Source organism: Halorubrum rarum (assembly GCF_048380895.1).
In the GTDB taxonomy this organism is placed as follows: domain Archaea; phylum Halobacteriota; class Halobacteria; order Halobacteriales; family Haloferacaceae; genus Halorubrum.
This window is the reverse complement of the sequence record NZ_JBLWMN010000008.1, coordinates 84,883-103,084: the sequence shown is the minus strand read 5'-3', so window position 1 is coordinate 103,084 and position 18,202 is coordinate 84,883. Positions and strand designations below refer to the sequence as shown.

The 18,202-nt window shown below is 69.3% G+C and carries 18 protein-coding genes; 12 read left to right on the top strand and 6 right to left on the bottom strand.

Annotation, left to right across the window (positions count from 1 at the left end; translation table 11 throughout):
* Positions 1-64 precede the first annotated feature (64 nt).
* Both mutS and thiD read right to left on the bottom strand, forming a co-directional pair.
* Positions 65-2,779 carry a DNA mismatch repair protein MutS gene (gene mutS / locus ACNSN7_RS08480; protein ID WP_418281846.1) on the bottom strand — a complete coding sequence of 905 codons (2,715 nt, stop codon included), beginning with the start codon at positions 2,777-2,779 and terminating at the stop codon, positions 65-67.
* A gap of 271 nt (positions 2,780-3,050) precedes the next feature.
* Complete coding sequence (gene thiD / locus ACNSN7_RS08475; protein ID WP_418281845.1) at positions 3,051-3,986, bottom strand: bifunctional hydroxymethylpyrimidine kinase/phosphomethylpyrimidine kinase; 936 nt, start codon at positions 3,984-3,986, stop codon at positions 3,051-3,053.
* A gap of 85 nt (positions 3,987-4,071) precedes the next feature.
* On the opposite strand from thiD, the gene ACNSN7_RS08470 reads away from it, so the two are divergent.
* Positions 4,072-4,704, top strand: a complete 633-nt coding sequence (locus tag ACNSN7_RS08470) for a DsbA family oxidoreductase (protein WP_418281844.1) — start codon at positions 4,072-4,074, stop codon at positions 4,702-4,704.
* A gap of 92 nt (positions 4,705-4,796) precedes the next feature.
* On the opposite strand, the gene thpR is transcribed toward ACNSN7_RS08470, so the two are convergent.
* Together thpR and ACNSN7_RS08460 are read right to left on the bottom strand one after the other, a co-directional pair.
* Entirely contained in the window at positions 4,797-5,366 is a 570-nt protein-coding gene (thpR, locus tag ACNSN7_RS08465) for an RNA 2',3'-cyclic phosphodiesterase (protein WP_418281843.1), read from the bottom strand.
* Between the two features lie 137 nt (positions 5,367-5,503).
* The gene (locus ACNSN7_RS08460; protein WP_418281842.1) at positions 5,504-5,779 is read right to left on the bottom strand and encodes a hypothetical protein; all 276 of its coding nucleotides are present in this window, start codon (positions 5,777-5,779) and stop codon (positions 5,504-5,506) included.
* 101 nt (positions 5,780-5,880) lie between these two features.
* Between ACNSN7_RS08460 and ACNSN7_RS08455 the strand changes: the two genes are divergently transcribed.
* The 11 genes from ACNSN7_RS08455 (at position 5,881) to argF (ending at position 17,010) form a co-directional block, all read left to right on the top strand.
* Positions 5,881-6,762 carry a tetratricopeptide repeat protein gene (locus ACNSN7_RS08455; protein WP_418281841.1) on the top strand — a complete coding sequence of 294 codons (882 nt, stop codon included), beginning with the start codon at positions 5,881-5,883 and terminating at the stop codon, positions 6,760-6,762.
* Positions 6,763-7,062, top strand: a complete 300-nt coding sequence (locus ACNSN7_RS08450; RefSeq protein ID WP_418281840.1) for a DUF424 domain-containing protein — start codon at positions 6,763-6,765, stop codon at positions 7,060-7,062.
* A gap of 333 nt (positions 7,063-7,395) precedes the next feature.
* Entirely contained in the window at positions 7,396-8,640 is a 1,245-nt protein-coding gene (locus ACNSN7_RS08445; RefSeq protein ID WP_418281839.1) for an argininosuccinate synthase, read from the top strand.
* A gap of 4 nt (positions 8,641-8,644) precedes the next feature.
* The gene (gene argH / locus ACNSN7_RS08440; RefSeq protein ID WP_418281838.1) at positions 8,645-10,189 is read left to right on the top strand and encodes an argininosuccinate lyase; all 1,545 of its coding nucleotides are present in this window, start codon (positions 8,645-8,647) and stop codon (positions 10,187-10,189) included.
* A 245-nt stretch (positions 10,190-10,434) separates the two neighbouring features.
* Positions 10,435-10,605, top strand: coding sequence for a lysine biosynthesis protein LysW (gene lysW / locus ACNSN7_RS08435; RefSeq protein WP_159483198.1), 171 nt, complete (start codon positions 10,435-10,437; stop codon positions 10,603-10,605).
* A gap of 1 nt (position 10,606) precedes the next feature.
* A complete protein-coding gene (gene lysX / locus ACNSN7_RS08430) occupies positions 10,607-11,518 on the top strand; it encodes a lysine biosynthesis protein LysX (RefSeq protein ID WP_418281837.1) in 912 nt (303 codons plus the stop codon).
* Entirely contained in the window at positions 11,515-12,603 is a 1,089-nt protein-coding gene (gene argC / locus ACNSN7_RS08425; RefSeq protein ID WP_418281836.1) for an N-acetyl-gamma-glutamyl-phosphate reductase, read from the top strand. The genes lysX and argC overlap by 4 nt, the downstream gene beginning before the upstream one ends.
* Positions 12,600-13,631 (top strand): acetylglutamate/acetylaminoadipate kinase, encoded by a 1,032-nt coding sequence (locus ACNSN7_RS08420; RefSeq protein ID WP_418281835.1) that lies wholly within the window; start codon positions 12,600-12,602, stop codon positions 13,629-13,631. Before argC ends, ACNSN7_RS08420 begins: the two co-directional genes overlap by 4 nt.
* On the top strand, positions 13,628-14,764 hold the full coding sequence (locus ACNSN7_RS08415; protein ID WP_418281834.1) for an aspartate aminotransferase family protein: 1,137 nt from the start codon (positions 13,628-13,630) through the stop codon (positions 14,762-14,764). The genes ACNSN7_RS08420 and ACNSN7_RS08415 overlap by 4 nt, the downstream gene beginning before the upstream one ends.
* The gene (locus tag ACNSN7_RS08410; protein WP_418281833.1) at positions 14,764-15,969 is read left to right on the top strand and encodes a [LysW]-lysine hydrolase; all 1,206 of its coding nucleotides are present in this window, start codon (positions 14,764-14,766) and stop codon (positions 15,967-15,969) included. Before ACNSN7_RS08415 ends, ACNSN7_RS08410 begins: the two co-directional genes overlap by 1 nt.
* 123 nt (positions 15,970-16,092) lie before the next feature.
* Positions 16,093-17,010: an ornithine carbamoyltransferase gene (gene argF / locus ACNSN7_RS08405; RefSeq protein WP_418281832.1), complete on the top strand. Its 918-nt coding sequence runs from the start codon at positions 16,093-16,095 to the stop codon at positions 17,008-17,010.
* Positions 17,011-17,079: 69 nt separating this feature from the next.
* Here argF and ACNSN7_RS08400 read toward each other — a convergent pair whose 3' ends face one another.
* Together ACNSN7_RS08400 and ACNSN7_RS08395 are read right to left on the bottom strand one after the other, a co-directional pair.
* Positions 17,080-17,448, bottom strand: coding sequence for a rhodanese-like domain-containing protein (locus tag ACNSN7_RS08400; RefSeq protein WP_418281831.1), 369 nt, complete (start codon positions 17,446-17,448; stop codon positions 17,080-17,082).
* Between the two features lie 81 nt (positions 17,449-17,529).
* On the bottom strand, positions 17,530-18,063 hold the full coding sequence (locus ACNSN7_RS08395; RefSeq protein ID WP_418281830.1) for an NADPH-dependent FMN reductase: 534 nt from the start codon (positions 18,061-18,063) through the stop codon (positions 17,530-17,532).
* Positions 18,064-18,202 lie beyond the last annotated feature (139 nt).

Below are 18,202 nucleotides of genomic sequence, written 5' to 3'. Positions count from 1 at the left end.
TGGAAGTGAAACGACGGACCGAGCGTGGGTGTGCCCGTCGGTGTACTCGTCGAACCGTCCGCGTTCACTCCAGCCGGTCCTGCCAGCGCTGGACGCGGGTGAGGAGTTCGACCGGCGGCGTCTCGTTCACGTCGAGCGTCGTCAGCTCCTCGATCACGGCGGCCGTCTCCGGGTCGGGGGCGACGTCGCCGGCGGCGGTATCGCCGGCGGCCGTATCGCCTGCAGCGGCCGCGGTGTCACCGGCCGTCCGGCCGCGATCACCGCTCCGTTCGCCGTTTCCGTCCTCCGCCGCGCGCTTGAACGACCCCGCGGAGAGGTCGAAGACGGCCTGCGTCGTCGCCCCGTCGCCGGCGTCTCCGTCGCTCCCCTTCGCTTCGATCGCCTTCTCCTCGCGGAGTCGGTCGAGCACCTCGTCCGCACGGTCGACGACCGGGCTCGGAACGCCCGCGAGATCGGCGACGTGGACGCCGTACGATCGGTTCGTCGGTCCGTTCCTGACCGTCCGGAGGAAGGTGACGTCGCCGTCGCGTTCGTCGACGGCGACGTGGACGTTCGCGACTCGCGGGAGGTGGTCGGCCAGCGTCGTCAGCTCGTGGTAGTGGGTCGCAAAGAGCGTCCGCGCGCGGACCTCGTTGTGGAGGTACTCCGTCGCCGCCCACGCGATGGAGATGCCGTCGTAGGTGGCGGTACCGCGACCGACCTCGTCGAGGATAACGAGCGACTCCTCGGTCGCGGAGTGGAGGATGTTCGACAGCTCCTGCATCTCGACCATGAACGTCGAGCGCCCCTGTGCGAGCTCGTCGAGCGCGCCGACCCGGGTGTAGATGCCGTCGACGACCCCGACCTCGGCCGACCGTGCGGGGACGAAGGAGCCGACCTGCGCGAGCAGCTGGATCAGCGCCGCCTGCCGCATGTACGTCGACTTCCCGCTCATGTTCGGCCCGGTCACGATCAGGAAGCCGCGGTCCTCGTCGAGCACCAGATCGTTCGGCACGAAGTCGGTCGCCCGCTCGACGACCGGGTGTCGCCCCGCCTCGATGGACAGCGATCCGGGCTCGGTCAGCTCGGGGCGCGTCCAGTCGTTGCCGGCCGCGTGCGTCGCGAGCGAGGCGAGCGCGTCGAGCTCGGCGACGACGCGACCGACGTCCTGGAGGAGCGCCGCCGACGCCGCGACGTCCTCCCGGAGCGCCTCGAACAGCTCGTACTCCAGTTCGCCCCTCGCCTCCTCCAGTCGGAGGACCTCCCGTTCCCGCTCGGCCAACTCGTCGGTGACGAACCGCTTGGAGTTCTTCAGCGTCTTGATCTCCCGGTAGTGCTCCGGGACGTCGTCGGCGACCGACTTTCCCACCTGGATGTAGTAGCCGTCCGTCCTGTTCCGGTCGACCGTGACGTGACTGAGTCCGTGCTCCCGCTTCTCGCGATCGGCGAGCCCGTCGAGCCACCGTTCGACCGCCTCGTGGCGCTCGATCAGCTCGTCGAGCTCGGCGTCGTACCCCTTCCGGAGGAGTCCGCCCTGCGTCTTCGTCTTGGGCGGGTCCTCGGCGAGCGCCTCGGCGAGTTCGTCGTGGAGTTCCCGTACACGCTCGCGGTCGGGACGCGAGAGCACGTCCGCGACCGGCGAGTCGGCGAGCGGCGTCGACCCGACCGCGTCGTCGAGTTCGGGAACGAGTGCGAGGGTGTCGCGAACGGAGAGAAGCTCGTGTGCGCCGGCGCTCCCGCTCGTCGCCCGCGCGGCGAGGCGTTCGAGGTCGGACGCGCCGCCGAGCGTCTCGCGGAGTCGATCGCGGGCGAGCGCCGCGGACGCGAGCGCCGCGACCGCATCGAGCCGGCGATCGATCTCCGTGCGGTCGCGTTTCGGGCGCGTGAGCCACTCGCGGAGCAGCCGTCCGCCGGGAGCGGTGACGGTGTGGTCGACGACGTCGTAAAGCGACCCGTCGCCGTCGCCGGTCATCGTCTCCGTCAGTTCGAGGTTTCGCTGGGTGGTCGCGTCGAGGTCGACGTGATCGCGCGCACCGTAGGCGGTGAGTCGCGTCATCGCCGCAGCAACGCCCGCACCGGTTTCTTCGACGTATCCGAGGACGGCTCCCGCGGCCCGAGTCGCCAGCTCGGAGTCGAGACCGACGCTGTCGGCCGTCTCCCGTCCGAACTGATCGCGGACGGCGTGTCTCGCGCGTCCGGGCGCAAACGCCTCCGCGTCGAACAGCGACAGCGACCCCGACAGCTCCTCGCGAACCGCGCCCAGCAGAGCGTCGTCGGTGCGGACCCGCGGCCCCGGCAGCACCTCCGTCGGGTCGAACCGGTACAGCTCAGAGCGAAGCGCCCCCTCGTCTTCGAGCTCCGTCACCAGGAAGCGACCGGTCGTCACGTCCGCGAAGGCGACGCCGTACGGGCCGGACGGCTCGTCGTCCGGTCGGACGATCGCCGCGAGGTACCGCGCGTCCGCGTCCGTCGTTTCGAGGAGGGTCCCCGGCGTGACGACTCGCGTGATCTCTCGTGCGTGGCCGCCGTCGTCCGTCTCGTACTGGTCCGCGACCGCGACGCGGTAGCCGCGCTCGACGAGCGCCTTTAAGTACGGCGTGAGCTCGGTGAGCGGTACGCCCGCCATCGGGTACGAGGAGCCGTGCGAGGACTTCTGGGACACCTTCAAGTCGAGTTCGGCGGCGACGAGCTCGGCGTCGTCCGCGAAGAACTCGTAGAAGTCGCCGCACTGCATCGCGAGGACGTCGGCGTCGGTCCCCTCCTTCAGTTCGAGGAACTCCCCGACGATGCCCGTAGCCATACCCGTACTCCCGCCGTCGCCGGCTAAAACCCTGCGGGTCGGATCGACTGTCCGAGGCGACCACGTCCTTCGAACGCTCAGCCCTGCCGGTTCCGGTTCGCCGACGGTCGGTCCCGGCCGGTTCCGGTTCGCCGACGATGGGTGGTCGATCCCTGTTTTCCAGTCGGAGCGCCGCCGCTCACCGATCGAGCAGTCGCCGCGGGCGTCGCGACGGGCCCCTACCCGAGCGACGCGACGCCCGCGACGAGCGTCTCTCGCGGCCGCAGCGGTATCAGCGTTTCCGGTCGGACCGAGCCGTCCCCGTGAGCGCCCCCGAGTCGTCGTCCAACGCCGTCGGGTTCACGGCCCCCGGACCGCTCCCCACGTCGTAGCCGCGCGCGATCGTCGCACCCATGCCGTTGACCGCGGCGGTAACCGCGTCCCGGAGCGGTTCGCCCCTGGCCAGCCGTGCGGCGATCGCGCTCGACAGCGTGCAGCCTGACCCGTGCGTCGCGTCCGTGTCGACGCGCGGGTTCTCGATGCGGATCGTCTCGGTCGTCCCGCCGTGCTCCTCCCCCGTGTCGCTGTCGACGGCGAGCGTGTCGACCACGGTATCGACGACGAGCGTGTCCGTGTCGACGACGAGCGTGTCGACCACGGTGTCGCCGTCGGCGGCGAGGTGACCGCCCTTTATCAGTGCGGCCGACGCCCCGCGAGCGACGAGTGCTCGGCCGGCGGCCTCGGCGTCGTCCGCGGTCGTGATCGGATCGCCGACCAGCACCTCGGCCTCGTCGACGTTCGGCGTGACGAGCGTCGCCTCGGCGATCAGGTCGTCGTAGGCGACCTCCGCCTCGGGCGGGAGGAGTCGGTCGCCGGTCGCGGCCACCATCACCGGATCGACGACGACCGGGTTCGGGAACCCGGCGAGCCGCTCGGCGACCGTCTCGACGACGTCGGCGGTCGCGAGCATGCCCGTCTTGACCGCACCGACCGGGAAGTCGTCGACGACGGCGTCGTACTGGCTCGCCACGTGGCCGGCCGGGACGGGATGAACGTCGTGAACGCCGCGGGTGTTCTGGGCGGTCGTCGCCGTCACGACCGACGTCCCGAACACGCCGTGGACGGTCATCGTCTTCAGGTCCGCCTGGATCCCCGCCCCGCCGCCGCTGTCGCTGCCGGCGATCGTCAGCGCGACCGGCGGGGAGACGGGATCGTAGGGGGTCGCCATATCCGAGAGATATTCCCCGGTTGTTATAAGGGGTGGCGATCGCCGCCGTCGAACGGGCTTTGGGCGTGGACGCCCTCCCGACGATATGACCGAGCCAGCAGCCGACGCGATCACCGTCTACTCCGACTACGTCTGCCCGTTCTGTTACCTCGGGCGCGAGTCGCTATCGCTGTACCGGGCCGCCCGCGACGAACCGCTCGCGGTCGACTGGCACCCGTTCGACCTCCGCGCGGGCAAACGCGGCCCGGACGGGGAGATAGACCACGACGTCGACGACGGGAAGGACGACGACTACTACGCACAGGCCCGCGAGAACGTCCGACGGCTACAGGAGCGGTACGACGTCGAGATGGCCCAGGAGATCGCGGTCGAGGTCGACTCGCTACCCGCACAGCTCGTCTCACTGCGCGTGAAAGAGGAGTATCCCGACGCGTGGCCCACCTTCGACGACGCCGTGTTCGACGCGTTGTGGGTGGACGGTCGCGACATCGGCGACGCGGACGTGTTGATCGATCTCGCGGACGACGTGGAGGGGATAGACGAGGGAGTCGTCGAGGCCGCACTCGCGGACGACGACCTCCGGGAGCGGATCGATGAGCTGTTCGACGCGGCCCGGCAACAGGGCGTCACCGGCGTTCCGACGTTCGCGTACGACGGTCACGCCGCCCGCGGCGCGGTGCCGCCGGAGCAGCTCCGACGGCTCGTCGACGGGGAGTGAGTCGGGGGTAAGTAAGCCGGGAGTGAGTGAGTCGGAGGTGAGTCGGAGGTGAGTGAGCCGGGCGGTGAGACGGTGCGGAGCCCGTGTGCTGTTCACAGCGGGAACGTCTCGACCGTCTCGTACACCGGACCGTCCGGGGTCACCGTCGACGCCGTCAGTCGGAACTCGTCGACCTCGAACTGTCCGAGGACCGGGTCGCGTTCGCGGACCGCCGTTTGAACCAGTTCCTTCCCGCGTGCGTCGGTCATCCGGGCGAGCGTGACGTGCGGCGTGAACTCGTGGGTCTCCGGGTCGAACCCGATCGCGGTCGTCTCCGCCTCCAGCGCCTCGTGGAGTCGAGTCAGCGCCTCGCCGCCCTCGTCTACCCCGACCCAGACGACCGAGACGTATCCCAGCGAGGGAAACACCCCGAGTCCGGCGACGCGGCACGCGAACGGATCGACGGCGGCGCGCGCGACCGCCCGCTCGCCGGCTGCGAGCACGTCGTCGAGGTCGGTTGCGTCGGGTGCGCTGGCCGGCACGTCGCCGAGGAACTTCAGCGTGACGTGTGCCTGCTGCGGGTCGACGAAGTTCAGCCCGTCGGCCCCCTCGAGCGTGGCCTGCGCGTCGGCGAGCGGCCCCGCGAGGTCGTCGGGAAGGTCCACGGAGAAGAACGCGCGCATCGACGGTCGATAGGGTCCACGTTCACTTAACAGTCGGCCGCCGATCGGTCGTCGGATATGGGTCGTTACCGGTCGTACCGGTCGTTACCGGTCGTTACCGGTCGTACCGGTCGTTACCGGTCCTCGCGGGACACGACTCAGCCGCGTATCGTGAGCCATGCGCTCGCGACACCGGCGGCGACGACACAGCCCACGACGGCGACGAGTCCGACGAGGTACGCCGCCCCGAACACGCCGGCAGCCACCGAGATCCAGCCGGCGTACCGGCGGTTTCGGACGGCTATCGCTCCCGGGTCCCCGTCCATCCGGTTCAGGGGGCCGTCGAGGCGGAAGGAGAGTTCGGGTGCGGACGCACAGACGACGCCGTACGCGACGACCAGGGCGAACAGCGAGGACAGCAGCAACGGCTCCATACACACCGTGCGGCCGTCCGGGAGATAAGTCGTGTGGGGACGCGTCTCCCGGGCCTCGCGACGACGTAACCCTTACCCATCGTGGTCGCCAATCCGTCGGTATGACTGACGAGCGGGACGTCGACGACCACGAGTTCTCCGCCGGCCAGGGCGTCGACGCCGACTACGACGAGTTCACGCTCGATCCGCCGGAGCTGAAAGTCGACCCGACGAAGGTCGATCCCGTCGACTCGCGCGTGTTGACCGACGAACTGGACAGTCGGAACGTCGGGAGCGACGACGTCGACGTCGATCAACTGCTCGACGTTGGCCTGTCGTACATGTCGATCAACCGGTTCGAGGAGGCGACCGAGACGTTCGAACGCGCCGCCAGTTTCGCCGAGGACGACTCCCTCGACGAACAGGAGGCGTGGGTGAACAAGGGGGTCGCCCACGCGGAGTTAGGGGAGTTCGACCGCGCCATCGGTGCCTACGAGGAGGCGCTGCGGATCGACGACGACTCCGAGCACGCCGCGACCGCCGAGACCAACCTCGCGTACGCGCTCTGGGAGTTCGGTCGCCACGAGCAGGCGCTCGAACACGCCGAGCGCGCCGTCGAGATCGATCCCCGGTTCGCGCAGGCGTGGTACAACCGGGGCTTCTTCCTGATCGAGCGCGGACTCGCCGAGGACGCCGTACAGTGTTTCGACAACGCGATCCGTCTCGGCCACCGTGACGCCGACGTGCTAGCGGAGAAAGCGCGCGCGTTGGAGGAGGCGGGCGACCACGAGCAGGCAGAGGAGGTCGCCGAGCAGGCCGAAGAGCTCCGGCGCGACGTCGAAGAGCAGCTCGTTGAAGAGCAGAGCGGCGGCGGACCGATGGCCGGACAGGGCGGTCGCGGCGCGGGCGGGCAGCGTGGCGCGGGTGGGCAGGGCGGTCGCGACGCGGGCGGCGACCGCGAACCGGAACGCGAACTGCAGGGCGAGGGTCCCGAGGGGTTCTGAATGCTGCTTCGCGAGCGCGAGACGAAGGAGGGGCTGCTCGTCTCCGTCTGCGATACGGACTGCCTCGGCGAGACGTACGACAACGGGACGGCGACGATTACGGTCACCGAGTCCTTTTACGGCGGCCCGGACGCCGTCGAGGCGACCGCCGAGGAGGTCGTCGCCGCGCTGGGGCGCGCGCAGGTCGCCAACGTCGTCGGCACGGAGGCGGTCGGCGTCGCCGTCGACGCCGGACTCGTCGACGAGGAGACGGTGTTGGAGTTCGAGGAGACGCGGCACGCACAGCTGCTCTGGCTTTGAGCGACCCGTCGTCCCGCCGTCACGGAAGCTTTTTGTACCGGGGACTGACTACGCATTGCTAATGAGTGCGCTGGCTCGTCGCGTCTTCGCCCTTCTCCGAGACCGACGAGTCTCGCGACCGCGACGAGTCGTCCGACCGCGACCGGTCTCCGGCGCGGCGCGACGACCGGCCCCCCGTGGCCGATAACTTCACTTCCCTCGTCGCGTTCGCGCCGTTTCGTTCCGAAGAGTCCCGACTCCGCCGTTCTCGGGGTCGCGCAGTGTCGTCTCCGAGCATTTCTTACAAAATCTAAACCGCTGAATTTAAGGGGATGAGGCCGTTCTTCTCCGATAATGACGAAGGCAGCACTCGCGTTCAGTGGGGGACTCGACACGACCGTCTGCGTACCGCTTTTGAAAGAGGAGTACGGCTACGACGAGGTCATCGGCGTCAACGTCGACGTCGGACAGCCGACCGAGGAGTTCGACGAGGCCGAGGAGACCGCGGAGGCGCTCGGGCTCGACCTCCACGTGGTCGACGCGAAAGAGGAGTTCGCCGACCTGTGTTTCGACGCGGTGAAGGCGAACGCGACGTATCAGGGCTATCCGCTCGGCACCGCCCTCGCCCGGCCCGTCATCGCGGAGGCGATCCTCGAGGTCGCCGAGGCGGAGGACTGTGACGCGATCGCACACGGCTGTACGGGGAAGGGCAACGACCAGCTCCGGTTCGAGACGATCTGGCGCGGCTCCGATCTGGCGGTCATCGCGCCGGTCCGCGAGCTCGGACTCACCCGCGAGTGGGAGATCGAGTACGCCGCCGAGAAGGACCTGCCCGTCGAGGCCGGCGACGGCGGCGTCTGGTCGATCGACGAGAACATCTGGTCGCGCGCGGTCGAGGGCGGCGAGCTCGAGGAGCCGAACTACGAGCCGCCCGAGGACATCTACGAGTGGACCGCTCACCCCGAGGGCGAGACGACCATCGAGATCGAGTTCGAGGCGGGGGTTCCGGTCGCCGTCGACGGCGAGGAGATGGACCCGGTCCCGCTGATCCAGCACCTCAACGAGTACGCCGGCGGCTACGGCGTCGGGCGCACCGACGTGATGGAGGACCGCATGCTCGGACTGAAGGTGCGCGAGAACTACGAGCACCCGGCTGCAACCGTCCTGTTGACCGCTCACGGCGCGTTGGAGGACCTGGTCCTGACGAAAAACGAGCGCTCCTTTAAGAAGGGGATCGAGCAGGAGTGGTCAGAGAAGGCGTACCAAGGGCTCGTGTTCGCGCCCGTCGTCGACGCCCTCGACGCGTTCATCGACGAGACCCAGGACGTCGTGACGGGGTCGGCGACGGTGAAGGTGTCCGGCGGCAACTGTCGCGTCGTCGCCCGTGACTCCGAGTACGCCGTCTACTCCGAGGAGATGGCTTCGTTCAACACCGAGGACGTCGACGGCATCGCCCAGGAGGACGCGACGGGCGTCGCGAAGTACCACGGGCTCCAGGAGCGCCTCGCCAACGACGTGAAGGCGGGCGTCGAAAGGCCCGAGCTCGCCACTGACGGGAGCGGCGAGACCTCCGGCGACGGGATCGGCACCGACGAGTGAACGGATGACCGACGACGACCCCGACACGGAGAGGAACGCCGAGGCGGCGGCGGACGCCGACACGGCAGCGAACGCCGAAGGGGCGACGGACGCGGAAACCGCCGTCCGCCGCGACCGCTTCAGCGGCGGCCCCGCCCGCGAGTTCCTGTCGAGCCTCGCCGCCGACGAGGCGATCTTCGAGGCCGATCTCGCGGTCGACCGCGCACACACCGTGATGCTCGCGGAGCAAGGGATCGTCGACGACGCGGTCGCGGGCGAGGTCCTCGCGGCGCTCGACGACGTCGAGGCCGCCGGCCACGGCGCGCTTCCCGACGGCGAGGACGTCCACGAGGCGATCGAAACCGCCGTCATCGACCGCGTCGGCCCGGACGGCGGACGGATGCACACGGCGCGCTCGCGCAACGACGAGGTGGCGACGTGTATCCGGTACCGCCTGCGGGAGGACGTGCTGGCGGTCGTGGCATCGACACTGTCCCTCCGCGAGGCGCTCGTCGACGTGGCGGGCGAGCACGCGGAGACGGTGATGCCCGGCTACACCCATCTCCAGCCGGCCCAGCCGACGACGGTCGCCCACTACCTGCTGTCGTACGAGGGGGCGGTCGCGCGCGACACGGCTCGACTGCTCGACGCCTACGAGCGCGTGAACCGCTCACCGCTGGGCGCGGCGGCGTTCGCGGGGACGCCGTTCGACGTCGACCGCGACCGTACCGCGGCGCTGCTCGGCTTCGACGGAGTCGTTCGCAACTCGATGGACGCCGCCTCCTCGCGAGACTTCCTCGCGGAGGTCGCGAACGCCTGCGCGACGCTCGCGACCACGCTGTCCGGGCTCGCCGAGGACCTGATACTGTTCGCGAACAAGGGGTACGTCGACCTGTCGGACGACTACTCGTCGACGTCGTCGATCATGCCCCAGAAGAAGAACCCAGACACGCTGGAGTTGACCCGCGGGGTCGCGGGCGACGCGATCGGCGAGGCGACCGGGACGCTGAGCCTGTTGAAAGGGCTCCCCCGGGCGTACAACCGCGACCTCCAGCGCGCACACGCGGGCGTGTTCGAGATCGCGGACGACGTCCGAGAGGCGACGGGGATCGCCGCGGGCGCGGTCGCGACCGCCGACTGGAACGTGGACGCCCTCGCCGACGCGGCGGGCGACGGGTTCTCGACGGCGACGGGCGTCGCGGACCTGTTGGCGATGTCGGGACTCCCGTTCCGGACGGCCCACGAGATCGTCGCGGACGCCGCCGAGTCGATCGAGGACGGCGACACGCCCGAACTCGCGGCCGCAAGAGTTGACGAGGCCGCACGTGACGTAACCGGCGAGTCCCTCTTCGAGTACGTGAGCCGTGCGGACGTGGAACGCACGCTCGACCCGACGGCGAGCGTCGCGAGCCGCGACTCCGCGGGCGGACCCGCACCCGAGACGGTTCGTGCGGACCTGTCCGCCGCCGACCGTGACCTGTCCGAGGACCGGGAGGCGCTCGTGGCGGCACGCGAGGCGCTGGCGACCGCGGCCGAAACGCTCGACGAGGAGGTGGCGTCGTATGTCTGAGACGACGGCGAGACCGTGTGCGACCGACTCGACGCCCCGCAGTCCGGCGGATCGCTCGCGATCGACTGCGCCGAACGTGCCGCGACCCCCTTCGGGGGAACACACATAACTGATATCTTACAATCGATCTCGAACGGTGGCCGGAAAAGCCTGTAAACACGGATAGCTTGGTGTGCAGTTAGTGTAATTTCCCATATAGGTTCGGTAGATTTATAGGGGGAAGCATCGTATCGGGAGGTACGACAATGAGCCAAGCCGAATGCGTGGAGTGTGGGGCCGACGTCTCCCTGCACGACGACTTAGAGGCCGGAGAGATCATCGACTGTGCGACCTGTGGCGCGGAGCTGGAGGTCATCGACGTGTCCCCGCCGGTCCTCGATCGAGCCCCGGAGCTCGAAGAGGACTGGGGGGAGTGAGATGAAGATCGGCATCCTCTACTCCCGGATCCGCAAGGACGAGAAGCTCCTGTTGAGCGAGCTTCGCGAACGCGGCCACGAGGTCGAGAAGATCGACGTCCGCAAGGTGCAGTTCGGGCTCGAGGAGACGACCGCCGACGTGGCGGATCTGGACATCGTCGTCGACCGCTGTCTGGCGACGAGCCGCTCGCTGTACGCGACGGAGTTCCTCGACAGCTACGGCGTACCGGTCGTCAACACGCCGGACACGGCCGACGTCTGTGCCGACAAGGCGAAGAACTCCCTCAGGCTCGCGGAGGCCGGCGTTCCGACGCCGAACACGAAGGTCGCGTTCACGACCGACACGGCCCTCGAGATCATCGAGGAGTTCGGCTATCCCTGCGTGCTCAAACCCGTCGTGGGGTCGTGGGGCCGGCTGATGGCGAAGATCGACTCACGGAACGCCGCGGAGGCGATCTTAGAGCACAAAGCCACCCTCGGTCACTACGAGCACAAGGTGTTCTACGTCCAGGAGTTCGTCGACAAGCCGGGCCGCGACATCCGGGTGCTCGCCGTCGACGGCGAGCCGATCGCCGCGATGACGCGCACGTCGGACCACTGGCTCACCAACGCCGCGAAGGGCGGGAAGACGGCGGCGTTCGAGCTGGACGACGAGGCGTTGGAGCTCGTCGAGACGGCCTCCGACGCGGTGGGTGGCGGCCTGCTCGGCATCGACCTCATGGAGACCGGCGGTGACGGGCCGAACTACACCGTCCACGAGGTGAACCACACCGTGGAGTTCAAGGCGTTAAACGACACGACCGACGTCGACGTGCCCGCGGCAGTCGTCGACTGGCTGGAGGCGAAGGCGGAGGCTGCGTCGGGAAACTGCGACTCGGCGGGGAGCAAGCCTGAATCGGAGATCCTCGCATGAGCGGCGACGAGACCGACGCCGAGACGACCGACGCGCTCGGCGCGGATACCTACACCGCGTCGGTCGTCGGCGGCACCGGCTTCACGGGCGGAGAGCTGCTCCGTCTGCTCGCCGGGCATCCGAACGTCGAGGTCGTGCAGGCGACCTCCCGGTCGGCGAGTAACAAGACGGTGGGTCACGCCCATCCGAACCTGCGCGGGCTGGACCTGCGCTTCTCGGATCCGGACGACCTCGACTCCGTCGACGTCCTCTTCTCGGCGACGCCCCACGGCGTCTCGATGGGACAGGTCGACGAGTACTTCGAGGCCGCGGACACGGTCGTCGACCTGTCGGCGGACTTCCGGCTCCCCGACGCGGCGCTGTACGACGAGTGGTACGACGGCCACGTCTCGCCGGAGTACCTGGAGCGCGCGGAGTACGCGCTCCCGGAGCTCAACCGCGAGAACCTCCCGGGAGCGGACCTGATCGCGGGCGGCGGCTGCAACGCGACCGCGACGATACTCGGCCTCAAGCCGCTCGTCGACGAGGGGATCCTCGGTCCCGACACGGGCGACGTCGTCGTCGACGTGAAGGTCGGCTCCTCGGAGGGCGGCGCGGGCGGGGGCGCGGCCTCCTCGCACCCCGAGCGCTCGGGGGTCGTCCGTCCGTACGCGCCGACGGGCCACCGCCACGAGGCGGAGATCGAGGCGTACCTCGGCCTCTCCGTCTCCTTTACGGTCCACGCGGTCGACATGGTCCGCGGCGCGAGCGCGACGTGTCACGTGTTCCCCGACGGCCCCGTCTCGAAGGGCGACCTATGGGGCGCGTATCGCGGTGCCTACGAGGACGAGCCGTTCATGCGGCTGGTCTCCGGCGGGGGCGGCGTCTACCGCTACCCCGAGCCGAAGGCGGTCGCCGGCACCAACCACGGCGAGGTCGGCTTCGAGCTCGACCCGAGCAACGAGCGGATCGTCGCCTTCTCCGCGATCGACAACATGACCAAGGGCTCGGCCGGGCAGGCGGTTCACGCGGCGAACATCGCACTCGGACTGCCCGAGACGGCCGGACTCGAGTTCGAGGGGCTCCACCCCGTGGGCGCGCCATGACCGGATTCGACACCACGGGTGACGATGACACCGGAGCCGCGGCGAGCGCCGCCGCGGGAACGGTCGGCGGATCGAAGTCGGACGAGGACGCGGAGCCGCCGGTCGTCGTGAAGATCGGTGGCGCGAAGGCGGTCGATCCGGCCGGCGCGGTCGGCGACGTGGCACACCTCGTCGCCAACGGTCGGGCGGTCGTCGTCGTCCACGGCGGCTCGACGGTCGTCGACGAGACCATAGAGCGGCTCGGGATGGAGCCCGAGTACGTCGAGTCCGCCTCCGGCGTCACCGGACGCTTCACCGACACGGAGACGATGGAGGCGTTCACGATGGCGATGGCCGGCAAGCTCAACACGGAGCTGACGGCGCTGTTCCGCGGGTCCGGCGTCGACGCCGTCGGGCTCAGCGGCGTCGACGGCGGGCTCCTCTCGGGGCCCCGCAAGTCGGCGATCCGCGTCGTCGAGGACGGTAAAAAGAAGATCAAACGCGGCGAACACTCCGGACGGATCGAGTCGGTGAACGCCGACCTCCTCGCCGGCCTGCTCGCCGACGGCTACACGCCCGTCGTCTCACCGCCGATGGAAGGAACGGAGAGCGACGGCAGCATTACCCCCGTCAACACGGACGCGGACCGTGCGGCCGCGGCGGTCGCGGGCGCGCTCGATGCCGAGCTCGTGCTCTTAACGGACGTCGCGGGCGTGTATGCGGATCCCGACGATCCCGACACGCTGATCGAGTCGGCGTCGACCCCCGCGGAGCTGGACGCGGTCGAGGCGGCCGCGGAAGGGTTCATGGGCAAGAAGGTGATGGCGGCGACGGAGGCGCTCGACGGGGGATCGCCCCGCGTCGTCGTCGCCGACGCGAACGTCCGCGATCCGATCGTCGCCGCGCTCGGCGGTTCGGGAACGACCATCGAGCGCTCCGTGCTCGACAGCGATGACGAGGTCGACGAGGAGGACGACGCCCACGGGTCCGGCGGCGGGAACGGAGACGCCGACGGGTCCACATCCGACACGGAGGAGGAGACCGCATGAGCGGCTTCGTCTTCTCCGAGAAGCCGATCACGATCGAGTCGGGCGAGGGGCCGTACCTCCGCGACGAGAACGGGACCGAATATCTCGATTTCGGCGCGAGCTACGCCTGCACGCCGCTCGGACACTCGCATCCCGCGGTGACCGAGGCGGTACGGGAGCAGGCGGCGGAGCTGACCTACGTGCAGGCGTCATATCCGGTCGACGTCCGGACGGAGACGTACGAGACGCTGGCGACGGTCGCGCCCGACGGGCTCGACAACGTCTGGCTGTGTAACTCCGGCACGGAGGCCAACGAGGCCGCGATGAAGTTCGCGCGCTCGGCGACGGGGGCGGAGAAGATCGTCGCCACCAAGCGCGCGTTTCACGGCCGAACGATGGGCGCGCTCGCACTTACGTGGAAAAAGCAGTACAAGGCCCCGTTCGAGCCGCTAGCTGGCGGCGTCGAGTTCGTCGAGTACGGCGACGAGGCGGCGCTCGCGGCGGCGGTCGACGACGACACTGCGGCCGTCTTCCTCGAACCCGTCCAGGGCGAGGGCGGGATCCACCCCGCGGCGGTCGAGTATCTGGCGGCGGCGCGAGAGGTCACCGCGGAGGCGGGCGCGGCCCTGGTGTTCGACGAGATCCAGACCGGCGTCGGCCGGACGGGGTCGCTGTGGGCCTGCGAGCGTGCGGGCGTGGTGCCCGACGTCCTCACGACCGCGAAGGGAATCGCGAACGGGCTGCCGATGGGGGCGACGCTCGTCGCCGACTGGATCGCCGAGGATCCGGGCGACCACGGCTCGACGTTCTCCGGCGGCCCGGTCGTCTGTGCGGCGGCGAACGCCACGCTCGAGACGGTCATCGAGGAGAACCTGCCGGCTCACGCCGCCGAGATCGGCGACTACCTGCGTAGCGAGCTGGCGGCGGCCGCCGACGAGCACGATCTCCCCGTTCGGGAGGTTCGCGGCGAGGGGCTGATGATCGGCATCGAGGTGAAACGGGGCGCGAACCGCGTGCTCCGTGACCTCGCTATCGAGGAGAGGGTGTTGGCGCTGCCGGCGGGTCGGACCGTCGTTCGCCTGCTTCCACCCCTGACGATCGACGAGGAGCACGCCGACCGGTTCGTCGACGCGTTCGTCGAGGTGCTGGGCTGATGGCGGGAGTCGACGGGACCGAGCGTCCCGACGCGAACGAGGACGGAAGCGACGACGCCGACGGGACCACCGACGAGTCGTCCGCGGCCGGGACCGACGTCGTCGCAGGGGGCGGCTACCCCGAGGCCTGCGACACGCCGGCCCGCAAGCTGCTGTACGATATGGTCTCGATCCCGTCGCCGTCGGGCGAGGAGGCGGCGGCCGCCGAGCGCCTCCAGGACTTCTTCGAAGCGAACGGTCGCGAGGCGTGGATCGACGAGGTCGGCAACGTCCGCGCGCCGGCCGACGACTCCGTGCTTCTCACCTCGCACATCGACACGGTTCCCGGCAACATTCCTGTCGAGGTGCGCCCGGCACCCGCCGACGATCCGCCGGGCGCGTCGAACGTCCGCGTCGGCGAGCCCGGCGAGCCCGTCCTGTGGGGTCGCGGGTCGGTCGACGCGACGGGACCGCTCGTCGCGATGGCGGTCGCGGCGGTGAAGACCGGCGTCTCGTTCGCCGGCGTCGTCCGCGAGGAGGTGGACTCGGGCGGGGCGCGCCACCTCGTCTCCGACCGCGACGCGCCGGAGGCGGTCGTCAACGGCGAGCCGTCCGGCTGGGACGGGGTGACGCTCGGATATCGCGGGCTTCTCGAGGGGACGTACGTGAACACGAGCGAGTCGGGCCACTCCTCGCGACCGGAGCCGAACGCGATCCAACACGCGATCGGCTGGTGGCACGGCGTCGAGGAACGGTTCACGCCCGAGGATCCGGAAACCGCCGTCTTCGATCAGGTGACGACGAAACCCATCTCGATCGACGGCGGGCTGAGCGATGACGGCCTCGCCGTGGAGGCGACGATGGACGTCCAGTTGCGGGTGCCACCCTCCCGACCCGTCGACGAGATCCACGAGCTCGCGGAGGGGGAGCTGACGACCGGGTCGGTCCACTGGGGGGAGCCGATGCCGCCCGTGATGGAGAGCCCTCGCACGGACCTCGCGCGTGCGTTCCGCGTCGCGATCCGCCGCGCGGGCGGCGACGTGCGCCTGCTCCGAAAGACCGGGACCAGCGACATGAACCTCTTCGCGGCCGCGTGGGACTGCCCGATGGTCACGTACGGCCCCGGCAACTCCGAGCTCGACCACACACCTGACGAACGGCTCCCGCTCTCGGAGCTCGACCGCGCAACCGCCGTGTTGAGCGACGTATGCCGGGATCGACGATAGCCGTCGGGAACGCATCGAATCGACGACCACTTCTCGAACGAACCACATCGAAACCGACCGACAACGAGAGGATCCGACGACGCCAGCCGATCGATACCGAACACGACACACCACACGAACCACATGTCACTCGATACAGACGACACCCTCGACACGGACGACTTCCTCGACATCGACGACGTCACGCCCGCGGAGCTGGATCGCCTGCTCGACCGTGCCGCCGCGATGAAGGCGGGCGCGGTCGATCCGCGACTCGTCGACGACACGCTCGGGATGATCTTCGAGAAACCGTCGACGCGCACTCGCGTCTCCTTCGAGACGGGGATGACCCGGCTCGGCGGCCACGCGATGTTCCTCGGTCCGGACGACATCCAGCTCGGCCACGGCGAGCCCTTAAAAGACACCGCACGCGTGCTCGGCCGCTACGTCGACGGCGTGATGGCGAGACTGTTCGACCACGAGGACGTCGAGACGCTCGCCGAGTACGCCGACTGTCCCGTGATCAACGGACTCACCGACGAGGCGCATCCGTGTCAGACGCTCGCGGACCTGCTCACGATCCGTGAGCGGGTCGGGGAGAACGCACGCGTGGCGTGGATCGGCGACGGCAACAACGTCGGACAATCGTTCGTCGTCGGCGCGGCGATGGCCGGGATCGACGTCTCGGTCGCCACCCCCGCCGACTACGGGATGGACCCGGACGTCTTCGAGCGCGCGGCGGAGTTCGGCGCGGACGTCGAGCCGACGACGGACCCCCAAGCAGCGATCGCGGACGCCGACGTCGTGTACACCGACGTCTGGATCTCGATGGGACAAGAGGACCTCCGCGAGGAGAAACTGGCCGCGTTCGACGGCTTCCAGGTGAACGAGGAGCTGCTCGCGGGGACCGACGCCGACGTGATGCACTGTCTGCCCGCCCACCGCGGCGAGGAGATCACCGACGCCGTGATGGAGTCGGACCGCGCGCTCGTGTGGGACCAGGCGGAAAACCGGATGCACGCGCAGAACGCGCTGTTGGTCGAACTCCTCGGCGGGGAGTAGCGCTCGATCCAGCGTCGAGATCGGCGGTTCGGGAGCGCTGATCTCGACGGCCGTCCTCGGGGCGTACGGCTACCGGATCGACCACCACAGCGATCGGAGCTTGTACCCGAGCGACCCTTTTAAGAATCCGTTCCATCCGCTCATCCCGCCAGCGAGCGTGGCGGCGTCGTATCCCTCGGCATCGAGGAGTTTCGTCGCACGCTTGGCCACGATCCCCATCTTGCACACGACGACGACCTCCTCGTCGGTCGGGATCTCGTCGAGTCGGCTGCGGAGCGACGACTCGTCGCCGCGTCCGAGGTCCTCGTAGACGGGAACGTTGTGGCTCCCGTCGATCGCGTCCGACCGATAGTCCGACTCCGGCCGGATGTCCAGCAGGAACGGTTCGTCGGCGGTTCCGAGGCGCTCGTCCAGCTCGTCCGGCCGGATCCGTAACATGGTGTGTGTATGGACTATCTACACAAAACCGTAGTCATTCGCCGGGCGGTCGGCGTTGTCCACTTCTCTCTGTGTTCGCCGCTACTCCTGGAGCCGCTCGGCGTGCTCGACGACGATCCGTCCCAGTTTCTCGGTGCGATCGCGCAGGTCGTCGTCGCGGAACCGACCGTCCTCGTCGATCGCTCGTGACGCGCCGGAGATCCCCACCTCGTGAGGGACGACCCACGCGTGGACGTTTCGGAACGTCGATCGGAGGTGTTCGAGGGTTCCGCCGTACGACCCGCCGCCCGCGGTCGCAAGGAGGCCGACCGCGGTGTAGTCGTACTCCTCGGAGCCGCAGAAGTCGTGGAAGTTCTTGAACGTCGAGGAGTACGACCCCCGGTACACCGGCGAGCCGGCGATCACGCCGTCCGCCTCGCGGACGGTCCGAGTCAGCTCCTCGCTGTCACCCTGTACGTCCTCGTCGGGATGATATAAGGGGAGATCGACCGCACCGAGGTCGATGAGCTCCGTGTCGGCTCCGGCCTCCTCGGCGGCGGTGAGCGCGACTCTGAGCGCCGACCTCGTCGTGCTGCCCGCCCGTCGGCTCCCGGATATCGCGACGATCCTCGTCATACCGTCGATCGGTGGCGTGTCGCCAAAAGCCCGGCGAGTCGGTCCCCGTGAGGGAACACGACCCTCCGCCGAGGGCGCGACCCTCGACGCGAACCCGTTCCAGATATCGACGCCGACACCCCACGTTATGGTCGTGGAT

Excerpts from the sequence above, each read along its gene's own strand:
- ACNSN7_RS08420 (WP_418281835.1), top strand. The coding sequence starts at position 12,600 with ATGACCGGATTCGACACCACGGGTGACGATGACACCGGAGCCGCGGCG.
- lysX (WP_418281837.1), top strand. The coding sequence starts at position 10,607 with ATGAAGATCGGCATCCTCTACTCCCGGATCCGCAAGGACGAGAAGCTC.
- ACNSN7_RS08450 (WP_418281840.1), top strand. The coding sequence starts at position 6,763 with ATGCTGCTTCGCGAGCGCGAGACGAAGGAGGGGCTGCTCGTCTCCGTC.
- ACNSN7_RS08455 (WP_418281841.1), top strand. The coding sequence starts at position 5,881 with ATGACTGACGAGCGGGACGTCGACGACCACGAGTTCTCCGCCGGCCAG.
- thiD (WP_418281845.1), bottom strand. The coding sequence starts at position 3,986 with ATGGCGACCCCCTACGATCCCGTCTCCCCGCCGGTCGCGCTGACGATC.
- ACNSN7_RS08400 (WP_418281831.1), bottom strand. The coding sequence starts at position 17,448 with ATGTTACGGATCCGGCCGGACGAGCTGGACGAGCGCCTCGGAACCGCC.
- thpR (WP_418281843.1), bottom strand. The coding sequence starts at position 5,366 with ATGCGCGCGTTCTTCTCCGTGGACCTTCCCGACGACCTCGCGGGGCCG.
- ACNSN7_RS08445 (WP_418281839.1), top strand. The coding sequence starts at position 7,396 with ATGACGAAGGCAGCACTCGCGTTCAGTGGGGGACTCGACACGACCGTC.
- lysW (WP_159483198.1), top strand. The coding sequence starts at position 10,435 with ATGAGCCAAGCCGAATGCGTGGAGTGTGGGGCCGACGTCTCCCTGCAC.
- argH (WP_418281838.1), top strand. The coding sequence starts at position 8,645 with ATGACCGACGACGACCCCGACACGGAGAGGAACGCCGAGGCGGCGGCG.
- ACNSN7_RS08410 (WP_418281833.1), top strand. The coding sequence starts at position 14,764 with ATGGCGGGAGTCGACGGGACCGAGCGTCCCGACGCGAACGAGGACGGA.
- ACNSN7_RS08470 (WP_418281844.1), top strand. The coding sequence starts at position 4,072 with ATGACCGAGCCAGCAGCCGACGCGATCACCGTCTACTCCGACTACGTC.
- ACNSN7_RS08460 (WP_418281842.1), bottom strand. The coding sequence starts at position 5,779 with ATGGAGCCGTTGCTGCTGTCCTCGCTGTTCGCCCTGGTCGTCGCGTAC.
- argC (WP_418281836.1), top strand. The coding sequence starts at position 11,515 with ATGAGCGGCGACGAGACCGACGCCGAGACGACCGACGCGCTCGGCGCG.
- ACNSN7_RS08395 (WP_418281830.1), bottom strand. The coding sequence starts at position 18,063 with ATGACGAGGATCGTCGCGATATCCGGGAGCCGACGGGCGGGCAGCACG.
- ACNSN7_RS08415 (WP_418281834.1), top strand. The coding sequence starts at position 13,628 with ATGAGCGGCTTCGTCTTCTCCGAGAAGCCGATCACGATCGAGTCGGGC.
- argF (WP_418281832.1), top strand. The coding sequence starts at position 16,093 with ATGTCACTCGATACAGACGACACCCTCGACACGGACGACTTCCTCGAC.
- mutS (WP_418281846.1), bottom strand. The coding sequence starts at position 2,779 with ATGGCTACGGGCATCGTCGGGGAGTTCCTCGAACTGAAGGAGGGGACC.